Annotated in this window: 13 protein-coding genes; 7 read left to right on the top strand and 6 right to left on the bottom strand. The window is 68.8% G+C overall.

Annotated features, from left to right (window positions below):
* Positions 1-18 precede the first annotated feature (18 nt).
* The 6 genes from BN977_RS07900 (at position 19) to BN977_RS07875 (ending at position 6,547) form a co-directional block, all read left to right on the top strand.
* Positions 19-1,473, top strand: coding sequence for a glycine hydroxymethyltransferase (locus tag BN977_RS07900; RefSeq protein ID WP_036397018.1), 1,455 nt, complete (start codon positions 19-21; stop codon positions 1,471-1,473).
* Positions 1,474-1,527: 54 nt separating this feature from the next.
* On the top strand, positions 1,528-2,355 hold the full coding sequence (locus BN977_RS07895; RefSeq protein WP_036398675.1) for an acyl-ACP desaturase: 828 nt from the start codon (positions 1,528-1,530) through the stop codon (positions 2,353-2,355).
* Positions 2,356-2,555: 200 nt separating this feature from the next.
* Positions 2,556-3,869 carry an RNA 5'-3' helicase PhoH2 gene (locus tag BN977_RS07890; RefSeq protein ID WP_024450167.1) on the top strand — a complete coding sequence of 438 codons (1,314 nt, stop codon included), beginning with the start codon at positions 2,556-2,558 and terminating at the stop codon, positions 3,867-3,869.
* Between the two features lie 74 nt (positions 3,870-3,943).
* Entirely contained in the window at positions 3,944-4,807 is an 864-nt protein-coding gene (locus BN977_RS07885; protein ID WP_036397017.1) for a polysaccharide deacetylase family protein, read from the top strand.
* 64 nt (positions 4,808-4,871) lie between these two features.
* On the top strand, positions 4,872-5,318 hold the full coding sequence (locus BN977_RS07880) for a PRC-barrel domain-containing protein (protein WP_024450165.1): 447 nt from the start codon (positions 4,872-4,874) through the stop codon (positions 5,316-5,318).
* Positions 5,319-5,335: 17 nt separating this feature from the next.
* Positions 5,336-6,547, top strand: coding sequence for a cation:proton antiporter domain-containing protein (locus tag BN977_RS07875; RefSeq protein ID WP_036397016.1), 1,212 nt, complete (start codon positions 5,336-5,338; stop codon positions 6,545-6,547).
* Between the two features lie 32 nt (positions 6,548-6,579).
* Here the strand turns inward: BN977_RS07875 and BN977_RS07870 are convergent, their stop codons facing one another.
* Entirely contained in the window at positions 6,580-7,992 is a 1,413-nt protein-coding gene (locus tag BN977_RS07870; RefSeq protein WP_024450163.1) for a class II fumarate hydratase, read from the bottom strand.
* A 12-nt stretch (positions 7,993-8,004) separates the two neighbouring features.
* Positions 8,005-9,033, bottom strand: coding sequence for a class II fructose-bisphosphatase (gene glpX / locus BN977_RS07865; protein ID WP_024450162.1), 1,029 nt, complete (start codon positions 9,031-9,033; stop codon positions 8,005-8,007).
* 121 nt (positions 9,034-9,154) lie between these two features.
* On the opposite strand from glpX, the gene BN977_RS07860 reads away from it, so the two are divergent.
* A complete protein-coding gene (locus BN977_RS07860) occupies positions 9,155-9,802 on the top strand; it encodes a DUF4245 domain-containing protein (protein WP_051561156.1) in 648 nt (215 codons plus the stop codon).
* Here the strand turns inward: BN977_RS07860 and BN977_RS07855 are convergent.
* Genes BN977_RS07855 through BN977_RS07840 form a run of 4 tightly spaced genes read right to left on the bottom strand, consistent with a single transcriptional unit; the run spans position 9,799 to position 14,087 of the window.
* Positions 9,799-11,004 carry an AI-2E family transporter gene (locus tag BN977_RS07855; RefSeq protein WP_036397013.1) on the bottom strand — a complete coding sequence of 402 codons (1,206 nt, stop codon included), beginning with the start codon at positions 11,002-11,004 and terminating at the stop codon, positions 9,799-9,801. The genes BN977_RS07860 and BN977_RS07855 overlap by 4 nt on opposite strands.
* A gap of 21 nt (positions 11,005-11,025) precedes the next feature.
* The gene (locus BN977_RS07850) at positions 11,026-11,778 is read right to left on the bottom strand and encodes an SDR family NAD(P)-dependent oxidoreductase (protein WP_036397011.1); all 753 of its coding nucleotides are present in this window, start codon (positions 11,776-11,778) and stop codon (positions 11,026-11,028) included.
* Positions 11,775-12,845 (bottom strand): NAD-dependent epimerase/dehydratase family protein, encoded by a 1,071-nt coding sequence (locus BN977_RS07845; RefSeq protein ID WP_036397008.1) that lies wholly within the window; start codon positions 12,843-12,845, stop codon positions 11,775-11,777. The genes BN977_RS07850 and BN977_RS07845 overlap by 4 nt, the downstream gene beginning before the upstream one ends.
* A gap of 36 nt (positions 12,846-12,881) precedes the next feature.
* Positions 12,882-14,087 carry a cytochrome P450 gene (locus tag BN977_RS07840; RefSeq protein WP_036397007.1) on the bottom strand — a complete coding sequence of 402 codons (1,206 nt, stop codon included), beginning with the start codon at positions 14,085-14,087 and terminating at the stop codon, positions 12,882-12,884.
* Between the last annotated feature and the right edge of the window lie 28 nt (positions 14,088-14,115).

The following is a 14,115-nucleotide window of genomic DNA, read 5'->3' as shown; positions in this document are numbered from 1 at the left end:
GGCGATAGGCTGTAGGTCATGACTGCAGACTCGACCGTCAGTGCCCTGGGTGCGGACTACGCCGCCACCGCCAGCGAGGCCTACCAGGCCGCCCTGCAGGTCATCGAGCAGGTCGAACCGCGGGTGGCCGCGGCCACCCGCAAAGAGCTTGCCGATCAACGGGATTCGCTGAAGCTGATCGCCAGCGAGAACTACGCGTCCCCGGCGGTGCTGCTGACCATGGGCACCTGGTTCTCCGACAAGTACGCCGAGGGCACCATCGGCCACCGCTTCTACGCGGCCTGCCAGAACGTCGACACCGTGGAGGCGCTGGCCGCCGAGCACGCCCGCGAACTGTTCGGCGCCCCCTACGCCTACGCCCAGCCGCACTCCGGTATCGACGCCAACCTGGTCGCGTTCTGGGCCATCCTGGCCACCCGCGTGGAGGCCCCGGAGCTCGCGGCCCTGGGCGCCAAGCACGTCAACGACCTGTCCGAGCAGGACTGGGAGACCTTGCGCAACAAGCTGGGCAACCAGCGCCTGCTGGGCATGTCGCTGGACACCGGCGGCCATCTGACGCACGGCTTCCGGCCCAACATCTCGGGCAAGATGTTCCACCAGCGCAGCTACGGCACCGACGCCCAGACCGGGCTGATCGACTACGACGCCGTCGCCGCCGCCGCCCGCGAGTTCAAGCCGCTGATCCTGGTGGCGGGCTACTCGGCCTACCCGCGCCGGATCAACTTCGCCAAGATGCGCGAGATCGCCGACGAGGTGGGCGCCACCCTGATGGTCGACATGGCGCACTTCGCCGGCCTGGTCGCCGGGAAGGTGTTCACCGGTGACGAGGATCCGGTGCCGCACGCGCACGTCACCACCACCACGACGCACAAGTCGTTGCGCGGCCCGCGCGGCGGCCTGGTGCTGGCCACCGAGGAGTACGCGCCGGCCGTCGACAAGGGCTGCCCGATGGTGCTGGGCGGTCCGCTCTCGCATGTGATGGCGGCCAAGGCGGTGGCACTGGCCGAGGCGCGCCAGCCCGCCTTCCGCGACTACGCACAAGCCATCGCCGACAACGCCAAGGCGCTGGCCGACGGTTTCCTCAAGCGCGGCGCCCGCCTGGTCACCGGCGGCACCGACAACCACCTGGTGCTGCTGGACGTCACCTCGTTCGGGCTGACCGGCCGGCAGGCCGAGTCGGCGCTGCTGGACGCCGGGGTCGTCACCAACCGCAACGCCATCCCCAACGATCCCAACGGGGCCTGGTACACCAGCGGCATCCGGTTCGGCACGCCCGCGCTGACCACCCGCGGGTTCGGCGCCGCCGACTTCGACCGGGTGGCCGAGCTGGTGGTCGAGGTGCTGAAGAACACCCAGCCGGAAGGCAGCTCCAAGGCCAAGTACACGCTGGCCGACGGCACCGCCGACCGGGTGCACGCCGCGTCGGCGGAGCTGCTGGCGGCCAACCCGCTGTACCCGGGGCTGACGCTCTGACGCGCGGGGCGCGTCGATTTTCAAGAACATGTGTATGAGGGTTACAGTTACTGCATGGCACAGAAACCTGTTCCCAATGCGCTGACCCTCGAACTCGAGCCGGTCGTCGAGGAGAACCTGTCTCGCCATCTCGCGACGGAACAGTTGTGGTACGGCCACGACTACGTTCCGTTCGACCAGGGCGAGAACTTCGCGTTCCTCGGCGGCAAGGACTGGGATCCGTCCCAGGTCACCCTGCCCAAGCCGGTGACCGACGCCTGCGAGATCCTGCTCATCACCAAGGACAACCTGGCCGGCTACCACCGTGAACTGGTCGAACACTTCATCCTGGAGGATAAGTGGGGCCGCTGGTTGGGCCGCTGGACCGCCGAGGAGCACCTGCACGCCATCGCGCTGCGCAACTACCTGGTGGTGACCCGGGAGATCGACCCGACGGCCAACGAGGACGTCCGCGTCGAACACGTCATGAAGGGCTACCGCGCCGATCGCCTCAGCCAGATCGAGACCCTGGTCTTCATGGCGTTCTTCGAACGCCAGCACGCGGTGTTCTGCCGCAACCTGGAAGCCCAGATCGACGAGCCCATCCTCAAGGGGCTGATCGGCAAGATCGCCACCGACGAGGAGCGGCACGAGGTGTTCTTCGCCAACCTGGTCGCGCACTGCCTGGAAACCAAGCGTGACGAGACCATCGCGGCCATCGCGGCCCGCGCCCGCGAGCTCGGCGTCGTCGGCGGCGATATCGACGCCTACGCCGACAAGATCGCCACCGTCGCCGGCGCCGGCATCTTCGACGAGGCCGCATCGCGCGCCGTGGTCGCCGACCGGATCGCCGGGTGGGGGCTCGCCGAGGAACCAGAGTTACGAGAGTTCACGCGCGTGTAACCCGTTGTGCCGGTTGGCGCGGCGCGCCTGACGCGCACAGCGTGCGCACCGGGAGTAGCGTCGCAGGTGATGGCTAGCGACATGCTTTGCTGTCCGGGCGGTACCCGAACGTTTCGACGAGAACGGGACCGGCCCCGGTCCTGGTGCCGCAGCGCCCGCCGAACTGCCTTCGCGGGGCCGCGCGGGCTGAGGAGCGCCTCGTGAGTGATTCGCCGATCAGGACTTATGTGCTCGACACTTCCGTGTTGCTGTCCGATCCCTGGGCGTGCACCCGCTTCGCAGAACACGAAGTCGTGGTGCCGCTCGTGGTCATCAGCGAACTGGAAGCCAAACGGCATCATCACGAACTGGGCTGGTTCGCCCGACAAGCCCTGCGCCTGTTCGACGACCTGCGCCTGGAGCACGGCCGGCTGGACCAGCCGATTCCCGTCGGCACCCTGGGCGGGCGGCTGCACATCGAGCTCAACCACAGCGATCCGACGGTGCTGCCGGTGGGCTTCCGCACCGACACCAACGACGCCCGCATCCTGACCTGCGCGGCCAACCTGGCCGCCGAGGGCAAGCACGTCACCCTGGTCAGCAAGGACATCCCGCTGCGCGTCAAGGCCGGCGCGGTCGGCCTGACCGCCGACGAGTACCACGCCCAGGACGTCGTCACCTCGGGCTGGACCGGGATGACCGAGCTCGACGTCAGTGCCGAGGAGATCGACACCCTGTTCGCCGACGGCGAGCTGGACCTGGCCACCGCGCGGGATCTGCCCTGCCACACCGGCGTTCGTCTGCTGGGCGGCACCTCCTCGGCGCTGGGACGGGTCAACGCCGACAAGCGGGTGCAGCTGGTCCGCGGTGATCGCGAAGTGTTCGGCCTCCGGGGAAGGTCAGCCGAACAACGCGTCGCCCTCGATCTGCTGCTCGACGAGTCGGTCGGCATCGTGTCCCTCGGCGGCAAGGCCGGCACCGGCAAGTCGGCGCTGGCACTGTGCGCCGGGCTGGAGGCGGTGCTGGAGCGCCGCACTCAGCGCAAGGTGGTGGTGTTCCGTCCGCTGTACGCCGTCGGCGGCCAGGACCTGGGCTACCTGCCCGGCAGTGAGAGCGAGAAGATGGGGCCGTGGGCGCAGGCCGTCTTCGACACCTTGGAAGGCCTCGCCAGCCCGGCGGTGCTGGAAGAGGTGCTGTCCCGCGGCATGCTGGAAGTGTTGCCGCTCACCCACATTCGCGGCCGCTCACTGCACGACTCGTTCGTCATCGTCGACGAGGCGCAATCGCTGGAACGCAACGTGTTGCTGACCGTGCTGTCCCGGCTGGGCGCCGGATCGCGGGTGGTGCTCACCCACGACGTCGCCCAGCGCGACAACCTGCGGGTGGGCCGGCACGACGGCGTTGCCGCGGTCATCGAGAAGCTCAAGGGCCACCCGTTGTTCGCGCACATCACCCTGATGCGCAGCGAGCGCTCGCCGATCGCGGCGCTGGTCACCGAGATGCTCGAGGAGATCAGCCCCGAAGCCCTGCCCTGAGAGTGAGTTGTGGAGCCGCAGCCGTAACCATTACGGCTGCGGCTCCACAAATCGCCAGCCGGTAGGCTGCTGAGGTGTCACGACATGCCTGGCTGTGGACCGTCGTCGGCGTCGTCGCCGCCGTCGCGGTGCTGATCATCGGGGGGCTGTCCGGCCATATCCGCCGCGACGATCCCGACGTGGTGGACTGCGCCAAGGTCAAATGCGTGGCGCTGACGTTCGACGACGGACCCGGCCCCTACACCGACCGGCTGCTCAAGATCCTGGCCGACACCGACTCCAAGGCGACCTTCTTCCTGATCGGCAACAAGGTCGCGGCCAATCCCGCGGGCGCCAAACGCGTCGCCGAGGCCGGCATGGAGGTCGGCAGCCACACCTGGGAACACCCCAACATGACCACCATCCCGCCGGAGGCGATCCCCGCCCAGCTCAGCAAGGCCAGCGACGCCATCGAGTCGGCCACCGGTCAGCGGCCGAAACTGCTGCGCACCGCGGGCGGCCTGATCAACGACGCGGTGCTGGCCGAGGCCGGCAAGCAGGGCCTGGCCGATATCAACTGGGACGTCATCCCGTTCGACTGGTTCAACGACGCCAACACCGCCGCCACCCGGTACATGCTGATGACCCAGATCAAGCCTGGTGCTGTCGTCCTTTTTCATGACACCTATTCCTCCACCGTGGATCTGGTGTACCAGTTCATCCCGGTGCTCAAGGCCAACGGGTACCACCTGGTGACCGTCACCCACATGCTCGGCGAGCGCAAACCCGGGACCAGTTACGGCAGTCGCGAGAACGGTCCGCCGGTAAACGATCTCACCGATATCCCGGCCGCGGAGATCCCGTCGCTGCCCGCCACCCCGTCACCGCCGCCGATGCCGAACTTCCCGATCACCGACATCCCCGGCGCCAACTCGGGCGGTCCGAACAACGGGGCCTGATGTTTAGCGGCCGGGGCGATCCGGCTACCCGTTGCGGGATGTCCCCGAAAACGGAGGAAAGAACATGACGAGCTCGGTGCAGCAGTTCGTCGGTGCGACCGCGTACGACGTCACCGGCCACAAGATCGGCAAGATCCACCAGATCTTCGTTGACGCGGACACCCGCGAACCGAAATGGGTGACGGTGGGCACCGGACTGTTCGGCTTGTCGTCGGCGTTCGTTCCCCTGGCCGGCGCGCATTGTGACCGCAACACCGTCACCGTCGCCGTCGACAAGGGCACCATCAAACAGGCGCCGACGCTGCGGGTTCGGGCCGGTATCACCCCCGAGGAGGAGCACCGGCTGGCCCGGCACTACCACCTGCCTGCCGCGCCGCAGCCCGCCCCGGCGCCGCCCGAGCGTGGCCCCAACAGTGCCGGCATCGACATCGCGACGGCCGCGGCCGGTATCGGCGGTATCGCCTTCAACACCGCCGCGCACCGCCCGCCTCCGGCGGATCGGGGCCGGTAAAACTAGGATCTCGCGGTGTGCACACCGGTACCGCGCTCGCCCTCACGCTGCTGGTGTTGCTCTATGCCGTGATCTCGGGTCTGGTCAGTCGCTGGTACCTGGCGCCCGGGTTGGTGTTCGTGCTCATGGGCATGATGCTCGGGCCCTTCGGGTTCGACGTCATCGCCGCCGATGACACCCGGACCTTCAACATCCTGGCCCAGTTGGCGCTGACCGTCATCCTGTTCAATCAGGCGGCGTCGCTGGACCTGGCCGCCGCGGTACGCCGCGGCCATGCCACCTTCCGGCTGCTCATCGTCGGTATCCCGTTGGCGTTGCTGCTCGGAACGCTGACGGCAGTGGTGTTGCTGCCCGTGCTGCCGCTGTGGGAGGCGGTGTGCCTGGCCGCCGTCATGGCGCCGACCGAGGTGGCCCTGATCGACGCCCTGCTGGAGGACCAGCGCATCCCGGAGCGGGTCCGGCACGCGCTGTCGGTGGAAAGCGGCTGCTATGACGGGTTCGCCTTGGCCGCAGCGCTCGCGGCGCTGGCGCTGGCCTCCGAACACGCCGACCGCGATGTGACCCACTGGAGTTGGTATCTGGTGCACACCGAGTTGGTCGCGGTGGCGCTCGGGGCGGTCATCGGGCTGGTCGGCGGCGTGGTCGTGGTGGCGTCATGGCGGCGCGGCTGGATGAACGGCACGTGGGCTCAATTGGCCACCGTCGCAATGGCTTTGGTGTGCTTCGGGGTGGCTGAGCGGGTGCATTCCAGTGGCTTCGTCGCCGCGTTCGTCGGCGGCCTGGGTTTCGCCGCGGTGGCCCGGCATGCGCAGACCTCGGTGCCCACCCAGGTGTCCGACGCCGCCGGGCAGGTGCTCGAGCTGGTGGTGTTCGCCATCTTCGGCGGCTACGCGGTGTTCCTGGGCTGGCGCGAGATCGATTGGCGCACCGTGCTGTTCTGCGTGGCGGCGCTGGTGTTGGTGCGCCCGGTGGCGGTGCAGCTGGCGCTGATCGGCACCGACGTGCCGATGCGCAGCCGGCTGTTCATCGGGTGGTTCGGCCCGCGCGGCATCGGCACCCTGGTGCTGGGCCTGTTGGTGCTCGGCCATGGCGGGATCCAGAACGCCGCCGTCATCACCGAAGCGGTGGTGATCACCGTGACGTTGAGCCTGCTGCTGCACAGCCTGACGGCCTGGCCGGGAATCACCTTCGTCGCACCCGACCGGCTGGTGCGAACGTCGCGGCAGTAATCGCCGCGACGTTCACACCTGGCGCAAATCCGTTACTCGCCCGGCTTCACCTTGGCCATGGCCAGCACGTCGAGGCGCTTGTCCAGCTCGGCCTCGGAGAGCTTGTCGCCGATCAGGCCGCGGTCGATCACGGTCTGGCGGATCGTCTTCTTCTCCTTCAGCGCCTGCTTGGCCACCTTGGCGGCTTCCTCGTAGCCGATCGCCGAGTTCAGCGGCGTCACGATGGACGGCGACGACTCGGCCAGCTCGCGCAGGTGCGCCTCGTTGGCCACCAGGCCGTCGATGCACTTGGTGGCGAACAACTTCGACACGTTCGACAACAGGGTGAACGACTCCAGCACATTGCGCGCCATCATCGGGATGTAGACGTTCAGCTCGAAGGCGCCGGACAGGCCGCCGACGGTGACGGCGGCGTCGTTGCCGATGACCTGGGCGGCCACCTGGGTAACCGCCTCGGGCAGAACGGGATTCACCTTGCCCGGCATGATCGAGCTGCCCGGCTGCAGGTCCGGCAGTGCGATCTCGCCGAGGCCGGTCAGCGGGCCGGAACCCATCCAGCGCACATCGTTGGCGATCTTGGTCAGCGACGCCGCGATCGTCTTCAGTGCGCCGGACGCCTCGACCAGCCCGTCGCGGGCCGCTTGCGCCTCGAAAGAGTCCTTGGCGGTGCGCAATTCGGCGATACCGGTCTGAGCCACCAGCACCTCGACCACCTTGGCGCCGAACCCGTCCGGAGCGTTCAGGCCGGTGCCGACGGCGGTGCCACCGATGGCCAGCTCGCCGAGCCGGGGCAGGGTCGCCTTGACCCGCTCGATACCGGCCTCGATCTGGCGGGCGTAGCCACCGAACTCCTGGCCCAGGGTCACCGGGACGGCGTCCATCAGGTGGGTGCGCCCGGACTTCACCACGGTGCGCCACTGCTTGGCCTTGGCCGCCAGCGACTCGTGCAGGATCTCCAGCGCCGGGATGAGGTGGCGCACGGCGGCTTCGGTGGCCGCGATGTGGGTCGCGGTGGGGAAGGTGTCGTTGGAGCTCTGCGACATGTTGACGTCGTCGTTGGGGTGCACCGTCACGCCGTTGGCCGCCGCGATGGAGGCGATCACCTCGTTGGCGTTCATGTTCGAGCTGGTGCCCGAACCGGTCTGGAACACGTCGATGGGGAACTGGTCGTCGTGCAGCCCGTCGGCGATCTCACCGGCCGCGGCGATGATGGCGTCGGCCTTCTCCGGGGCCAGCAGACCGAGATCCTTGTTCACCTGTGCGCAGGCGCCTTTGAGCAGGCCCAGTGCACGGATCTGGGTGCGCTCCAGGCCGCGGAACGAAATCGGGAAGTTCTCCACCGCCCGCTGCGTCTGGGCCCGCCACAGGGCCTTGGCCGGAACCCGGACCTCGCCCATGGTGTCGTGCTCGATACGGTACTCGGCGTCGACTGCGCTGTCGGTCATCAATTGCCTTTCTTAGGGAAGCGGATAGGCCGCGGACTTGTCCCCGGTGAAGTCCACCGCGGAGTACTCGTTGAGCTTGGAGAGCCGGTGGTAGGCGTCGATCATCCGGACGGTGCCGGACTTCGACCGCATCACGATCGACTGGGTGGTGCAGCCGCCACCGAAGTACCGGACACCCTTGAGCAGGTCGCCGTCGGTGACGCCGGTGGCGCAGAAGAAGACGTTCTCGCCGGACACCAGGTCCTTGGTGGTCAGCACCCGGTCCAGGTCGTGGCCGCGGTCGATGGCCTTCTGGCGTTCCTCGTCGTCGGTCGGCGCGAGGGTGGCCTGGATCTCGCCGCCCATGCAGCGGATCGCGGCGGCGGTGATGATGCCCTCCGGCGTGCCGCCGATACCGGCCAGCAGGTCGGTTCCGGAATCCGGCCGGCAGGCCGAGATCGCACCGGCGACGTCGCCGTCGGAGATCAGCCGGATCCGCGCCCCGGCCTCGCGAACCTCGGCCATCAGCTTGGTGTGCCGGGGCCGGTCCAGGATGCAGACGGTGATGTCGGAGACCGACGCCTTGCGGACCTTGGCGATGCGCTGGATGTTGGCCGCGATCGGGGAGGTGATGTCGATGAAGTCGGCGACATCCGGTCCACCGGCGATCTTGTTCATGTAGAACACCGCCGACGGGTCGAACATGGCGCCGCGCTCGGCCACCGCCAGCACCGAGATGGCGTTGGGCATGCCCTTGCTCATCAGGGTGGTGCCGTCGACCGGGTCGACGGCGAAATCGCAGTCCGGGCCGTCGCCGTTGCCGACCTCTTCGCCGTTGTAGAGCATCGGGGCGTTGTCCTTCTCGCCTTCGCCGATGACCACCACACCGCGCATCGAGACGGAGTTCACCAGCTCGCGCATGGCGTCGACGGCGGCGCCGTCACCGCCTTCCTTGTCGCCGCGGCCTACCCAGCGGCCGGCGGCCATGGCACCGGCCTCGGTGACACGGACGAGTTCGAGGGCAAGGTTGCGGTCCGGCGCTTCCCGGCGCGTAGGCGTCATAGCTGCAGATTGTCCCATTAGCGGCTCTTCGTTTGGGAACTGGGATACTGGCACGCATGAGCGACGCTTGCGGAGCGAATCATCGGCCGCCACGCTGCGGCCGAGCCTGCGAGGCGGCAGCATGAGCAGCCCGCGGGACCCGGAGACCGACACGCCGATCGTGGTGCCGGTGCCCGCGCCCGCCAAGAATCGGCTGTTGCAGGACGGCCGCGACATGTTCTGGTCGATGGCGCCGTTGGTGCTGGCCTGCGTGGTGCTGGCGGGGATTCTGGGGATGTGCTCGTTCCAGCCCAGCGGTCCGGGCGCCGGGCCCGCCCCGAACTACGACGCGCCGGCGGCGTTGAAGGCCGACGCCGTGGCGCTGAAGATCCCGGTCCGGTTGCCGGTGCTGCCCCAGGGCTGGACGGCGAACTCCGGTGGTCGCGGCGGTATCGACGGCGGCCGCGTGGACGCGGTGACCGGGCAGAAGACCCGCGCGGTGACCTCGCGGGTGGGCTACCTGGCGCCGAGCGGGATGTACCTGGCGCTGACGCAGAGCAACGCCGACGAGGACGCGCTGGTCGCCTCGATCAACACCGACCTGGTGCCCACCGGCGCGCAGGATGTCGACGGCGTGAAGTGGGTGGTCTACGAGGCCGGTGAGGGTGAGCCGGTGTGGACGACGCGGCTGGGGGATGGTGCGCAGCTGGCCGTCACCGGCGCCGGCAGTGCCGACGAATTCCGGGTGCTGGCCAAGGCGGTGCAGACCGCTCACCCGCTGCCGGCCTAGTCTCCGGCGACCGGCGGTGAACTCGCCGGTGCCGGGATACCCGGCCGGGTCCGCCGGGCGGCCAGCCGGGCGTAGGCGATCAGGCGTTTGAGCCGGCCCGGCCGTTTCGGCTCGTCGTCGTCCTCGGTGCCCACCTCCATCGGCACGCCCTTGTACACCCACAGGTACACGCTGATGGTGGTGACGATGACGATCATCACCACCGGCCCGATGACGATGCCGAGAAACCCGAACATGGTGATTCCGGCGAACACCGACAGCAGCATCAGCGCCGAATCCAGCTTGGCCTCCTTGGGCACCAGGATCGGCCGCAGCACATTGTCGATATTGGTGACCACCAACAGGTGGAACACCACCACGAAGATGCCGCCGCCGATATTGCCGAACACCGCCATCCCGATCCCGAACGGGATGGTCACGATGCCACCGCCGAGCGGGATGACCGACAGTGCCGACAACAGCAGGGCGAAGATGAAGAAACCGTCGTGAAATCCGGCGATGTAGATGGAGATGGCGCCCGCCACGCCTTGGGCCAGGGCGATGACGAACTGGCCCTGCACGGTGCCGCGGACCATGGCCGCCATCTTGGCCAGGTACAGGTCGGTGACTTCCTCGCCCAGCGGGTTGAGCCGGCGGATCAGTAGCCGTAACTCGTCGCCCTTGACCAACATCGAGATGAAGACGTAGAGGAAGATGACGGCGGCGGTCACGCCGCCGAGCAACCCACCCGCGGCGCTCTGCAGGAACTCCAGACCCCACTGTCCGGCGCGCTGGGCGAACGTCGCCACCCATTTCTGCAGCTCTTCGGGGGTGACGTCGGTGCCCTGAAGGAACGGCACCCGGTCCAGCAGTTCGTTGACCATCCGCAGTCCCCGATCGCCGAGCGAGCTCAGGTCGGTCTTGCCCACCCAGTCGCTGACGCTGCGGACCATCACGCTGATCTGCACGACGCCGATGGCCACCGCGCCCGCGATCGGGACGATCACCATGGCCAGCGCGGCGAACAGGGTCAGCGTCGCGGACAGCCCGCTGCCCAGTCGCTTGTTCAACCGGGTGTAGAGCGGATCGAACAGATACGCGACCACGGCGGCCACCACGATCAGGATGAAGAAGCCCCGCAGGAAGTACGCCCCGAAGGCGATGGCGACCACGGTCGCGATGGCCAGCGCGCGCTTCTGGGTGAGGGTGAACTCGGTATCCACAGGGCTATCTCACCGGATCGGTCACTGCGCCGCGAGTTTCTGGATGTGCCCGAGCAGATCGGGGTAGCGCCGGAGATGGGCCCCGCCGTTGAGGTCGAGCACCTCACCGGTGAGCCAGGACGCCGCGGTGAGGAACAGCACGGCCTCGGCGACGTCCTCGGGGGTGCCGGCCCGGCCCAGCGGGGTGTTCTCCACGTATTCCTCGACCACACCGGGCACCAGGGCGGCGCCTTCGGTGAGCGGCGTGTGCACGAATCCGGGGGCGACGGCGTTGACCCGGACCCCGCGGGCTGCGAATTCCAGTGCGGCCACCTGCGTCAGCATGGACAGCCCGGCCTTGGCCGCGCAGTAGGCGCTCATGCCCGCCGCCGGCTGACGCCCGTTCAGCGAGGAGACCGACACCAGCGAGCCACCGTCCACGAGGTGCCGGCCGGCGTGCTTGGCCACGATGAACGCCCCGTTGAGGCACACGTCGACGACGGCGCGGAACTCCTGGGCCGGCATGTCGACGATGAGGCCGATATTGGAGAAGCCCGCACAGTTCACCACGGCCGCGACATCCGCGCAGTTCTCGAAAAGTGTTGCGATGGAGGCTTCGTCGGTGACATCGGCGACGACGCCGGTGTGGGGTGCGCCGAGTTCGGCGGCGCGGGCCTGCGCGCCGTCGGCGTTGCGGTCGGCGATGACGACGCGGTACCCGTCGGCGGCCAGCGCCCGGGCCGACGCCCACCCGATGCCCGAGGCACCGCCGACGACGACGGCAGTCTTGCTCATGTCGTGCTCCCGTCCGGGCGTGGATCGCCCCACGTGGCCTTGATCGCCTCCCACGGGTCGGCGTACCGGCGGCCGGTGCCGTGATACGCCGTGCGGCGCTGCAGGATCTGCCGGGCCAGCGGGGCGATCAAGCGCAGCAGCGGACGTTTGATACCGGCGTTCTCGGCGGTCTCGATGAGCATCTGGGGCCAGGAATGATGTTGGAAACCAAGCACTTCCTGCGCCCGGGTGGTGTCCATCCAATCGGTGGCGAACCAGCCGTCGTCGTTGTCCGGGTCGCCCTTGAGTCCGGTGGGCAGTCCGCCGACCAGGCCCAGGGCGGCGGCCATCGCCGGGGCCACCTCACCCTGCAGCAGTCGGTGGGTGCCGTCGTCGCCGCCGATCAGCAGGGTTTCCCCAACGGCGTCGGCGGTGGTGGCGGCGGCGAACGCGGAGGCGACATCGCGCACGTCGACGGTCTGCAGCCGGCCGTCGGTGGGCAGCATGCCCTCGAAGTAGAAGTTGTCGATGTTCACGTAGGAACCGGGGTTGGCGGTCAGGACACCGCCGAGCCGCAGGATCACCCAGTCCAGTGCGGACGACCGCACCAGCGCCTCGGCCTTGACCTTGTGGTCGCCGTAGATGTCGGCCGGATTGACCGGGGTGTCCGAGGTGAGCAGCCCGGTCTGGGTGTGCGGATTGCGCGAGCCGTACACCGCGATGCTCGAAGCCAGGACGAATCGCGGTGGGGTGGAAAGCTTTTCGGCCGCGGCCAGCAGGGTGCCGGTGGCGCCGACGTTGACCTTCTCGGCCAGGCCGCGGCGCTGGTAGATGAACGGCGGGATGACCGCGGCCAGGTGGACGATGGCCGACGGCTCCGTCTCGGCCACCAGCGCGCCGACGGCGGCCGGGTCGGTGAGATCGGCCCAGCGCACCGTCACACCGACGGGGAGCGCGGCCGCCGCCTTGCGGTTGGCGGGGGTACCGAGATCGGTGGCCACCACCCGGCGGCCGTCTGCGGTCAGCCGGTGCACGGTGGCCGACCCGACCAGCCCGAAGGCGCCGGTTACCAGCACGGTGTCGGTCATGGACCCTCCGTCGGGGGATTAGAACGTGTTCCAACCCTAGCGAACGGGTGCGCACCGCATTTGCAGTTCGAGTCGCGCGGGCCGGCGCACCAGGACGCTGCGCAGCCAGGCCGGCCGCTGCGGTGCCTCCAGCCAGGTGGTGCGGTCCAGGAGCCGGCGCAGCACGACCCGTGCTTCCAGCCGGGCCAGCGCCGCGCCCACACAGAAGTGCAGCCCCTTGCCGAAGGCCAGGTGCGAGCGCGCATCGGGGCGGTCGAGCCGGAATTCGTCGGGGACGTCGAACCGGAGCGGATCCCGGTTGGCCGCGCCCCACAGCAACAACAGGTGCGCACCGGCGGGCAGGTCGGTGCCGGCCAGCGTGGTGTCGGTGGTGACATGCCGGTAGTGGCCGCGGAACGGCGACTCGTAGCGCAACACCTCCTCGATGAACACCGGCAGCAGCGCCGGGTCCGCGCGCACCTGCCGTTGCACCGCCGGGCGGGAACCGAGCACCCACACCGCGCTGCCCAGCAACGAGGCCGTCGACTCCGCGCCCGCCGCGACCAGTTGGATCAGGATCATCCCGGCGTTGGTGGAGTCCAGTTCGCCTGCGGCACAGGTGATCGCGAGTTGATCCATCAGGTCGTCACCCGGTGTGGCCGCCGCCGCGGTGAACTTGTCGATCAGGTAGGCGCCGAGTTGCATCGCCGCCACCGCCGAGGCGGCCAGGTCCTCGTCGGCCAGCGGTCCGTCCAGCAGCTGGGTGCTGGCGTAGGCGCGCCGGATCAGGTCGTCGACATCGGCCCGGGGCAGGCCGAGCAGTTCGGCCACCACCGTCATCGGCAGCCGGTTGGCCACCGCGGCCATCCAGTCCTGGTCGGCGTCGGTCCACAGGTCGTCGAAGATGGCCGTGATCACCGGTTCCAGCGCGAACAGCCGCTTGGCGGCGAGTTTGAGCAGCACCGGTTTGCGATGCGCGGCGTGCCGCGGTTCGTCGGCGGTGGCCAGCACGTGGGACGGCCCGCCGAGACCGTCCATGCCGAACGGGGTGACGCTGCCGTCGGGCCGGTACACCATGGTGGCGGTGAGGTTGGACGAGAAATCGTCGGGGCGGTTGGTGGCCTCGCTGACCGCATCCCACGTCGAGACCACGAAGAAGTCGCTGTCGCCGACCTGCTGCACCGGTCGGTCCCGCAGCATGTCGTACAGCGGGTACGGGTCGTCGAGCGCGTCGGGTGCGAAGAAGTCTTGAGGCGCAATCACTTTCCCAGACTCGGGCGCGGAGGTGTCC

Source organism: Mycolicibacterium cosmeticum (genome assembly GCF_000613185.1).
GTDB classification, from domain to species: Bacteria; Actinomycetota; Actinomycetes; order Mycobacteriales; family Mycobacteriaceae; genus Mycobacterium; species Mycobacterium cosmeticum.
This window is presented reverse-complemented; position numbering and strand designations above follow the sequence as displayed.

Bases quoted from the DNA above. Each gene is read 5' to 3' on its own strand.
- BN977_RS07900 (WP_036397018.1), top strand. From the start codon at position 19: ATGACTGCAGACTCGACCGTCAGTGCCCTGGGTGCGGACTACGCCGCC.
- BN977_RS07895 (WP_036398675.1), top strand. From the start codon at position 1,528: ATGGCACAGAAACCTGTTCCCAATGCGCTGACCCTCGAACTCGAGCCG.
- BN977_RS07880 (WP_024450165.1), top strand. From the start codon at position 4,872: ATGACGAGCTCGGTGCAGCAGTTCGTCGGTGCGACCGCGTACGACGTC.
- BN977_RS07870 (WP_024450163.1), bottom strand. From the start codon at position 7,992: ATGACCGACAGCGCAGTCGACGCCGAGTACCGTATCGAGCACGACACC.
- glpX (WP_024450162.1), bottom strand. From the start codon at position 9,033: ATGACGCCTACGCGCCGGGAAGCGCCGGACCGCAACCTTGCCCTCGAA.
- BN977_RS07860 (WP_051561156.1), top strand. From the start codon at position 9,155: ATGAGCAGCCCGCGGGACCCGGAGACCGACACGCCGATCGTGGTGCCG.
- BN977_RS07850 (WP_036397011.1), bottom strand. From the start codon at position 11,778: ATGAGCAAGACTGCCGTCGTCGTCGGCGGTGCCTCGGGCATCGGGTGG.
- BN977_RS07845 (WP_036397008.1), bottom strand. From the start codon at position 12,845: ATGACCGACACCGTGCTGGTAACCGGCGCCTTCGGGCTGGTCGGGTCG.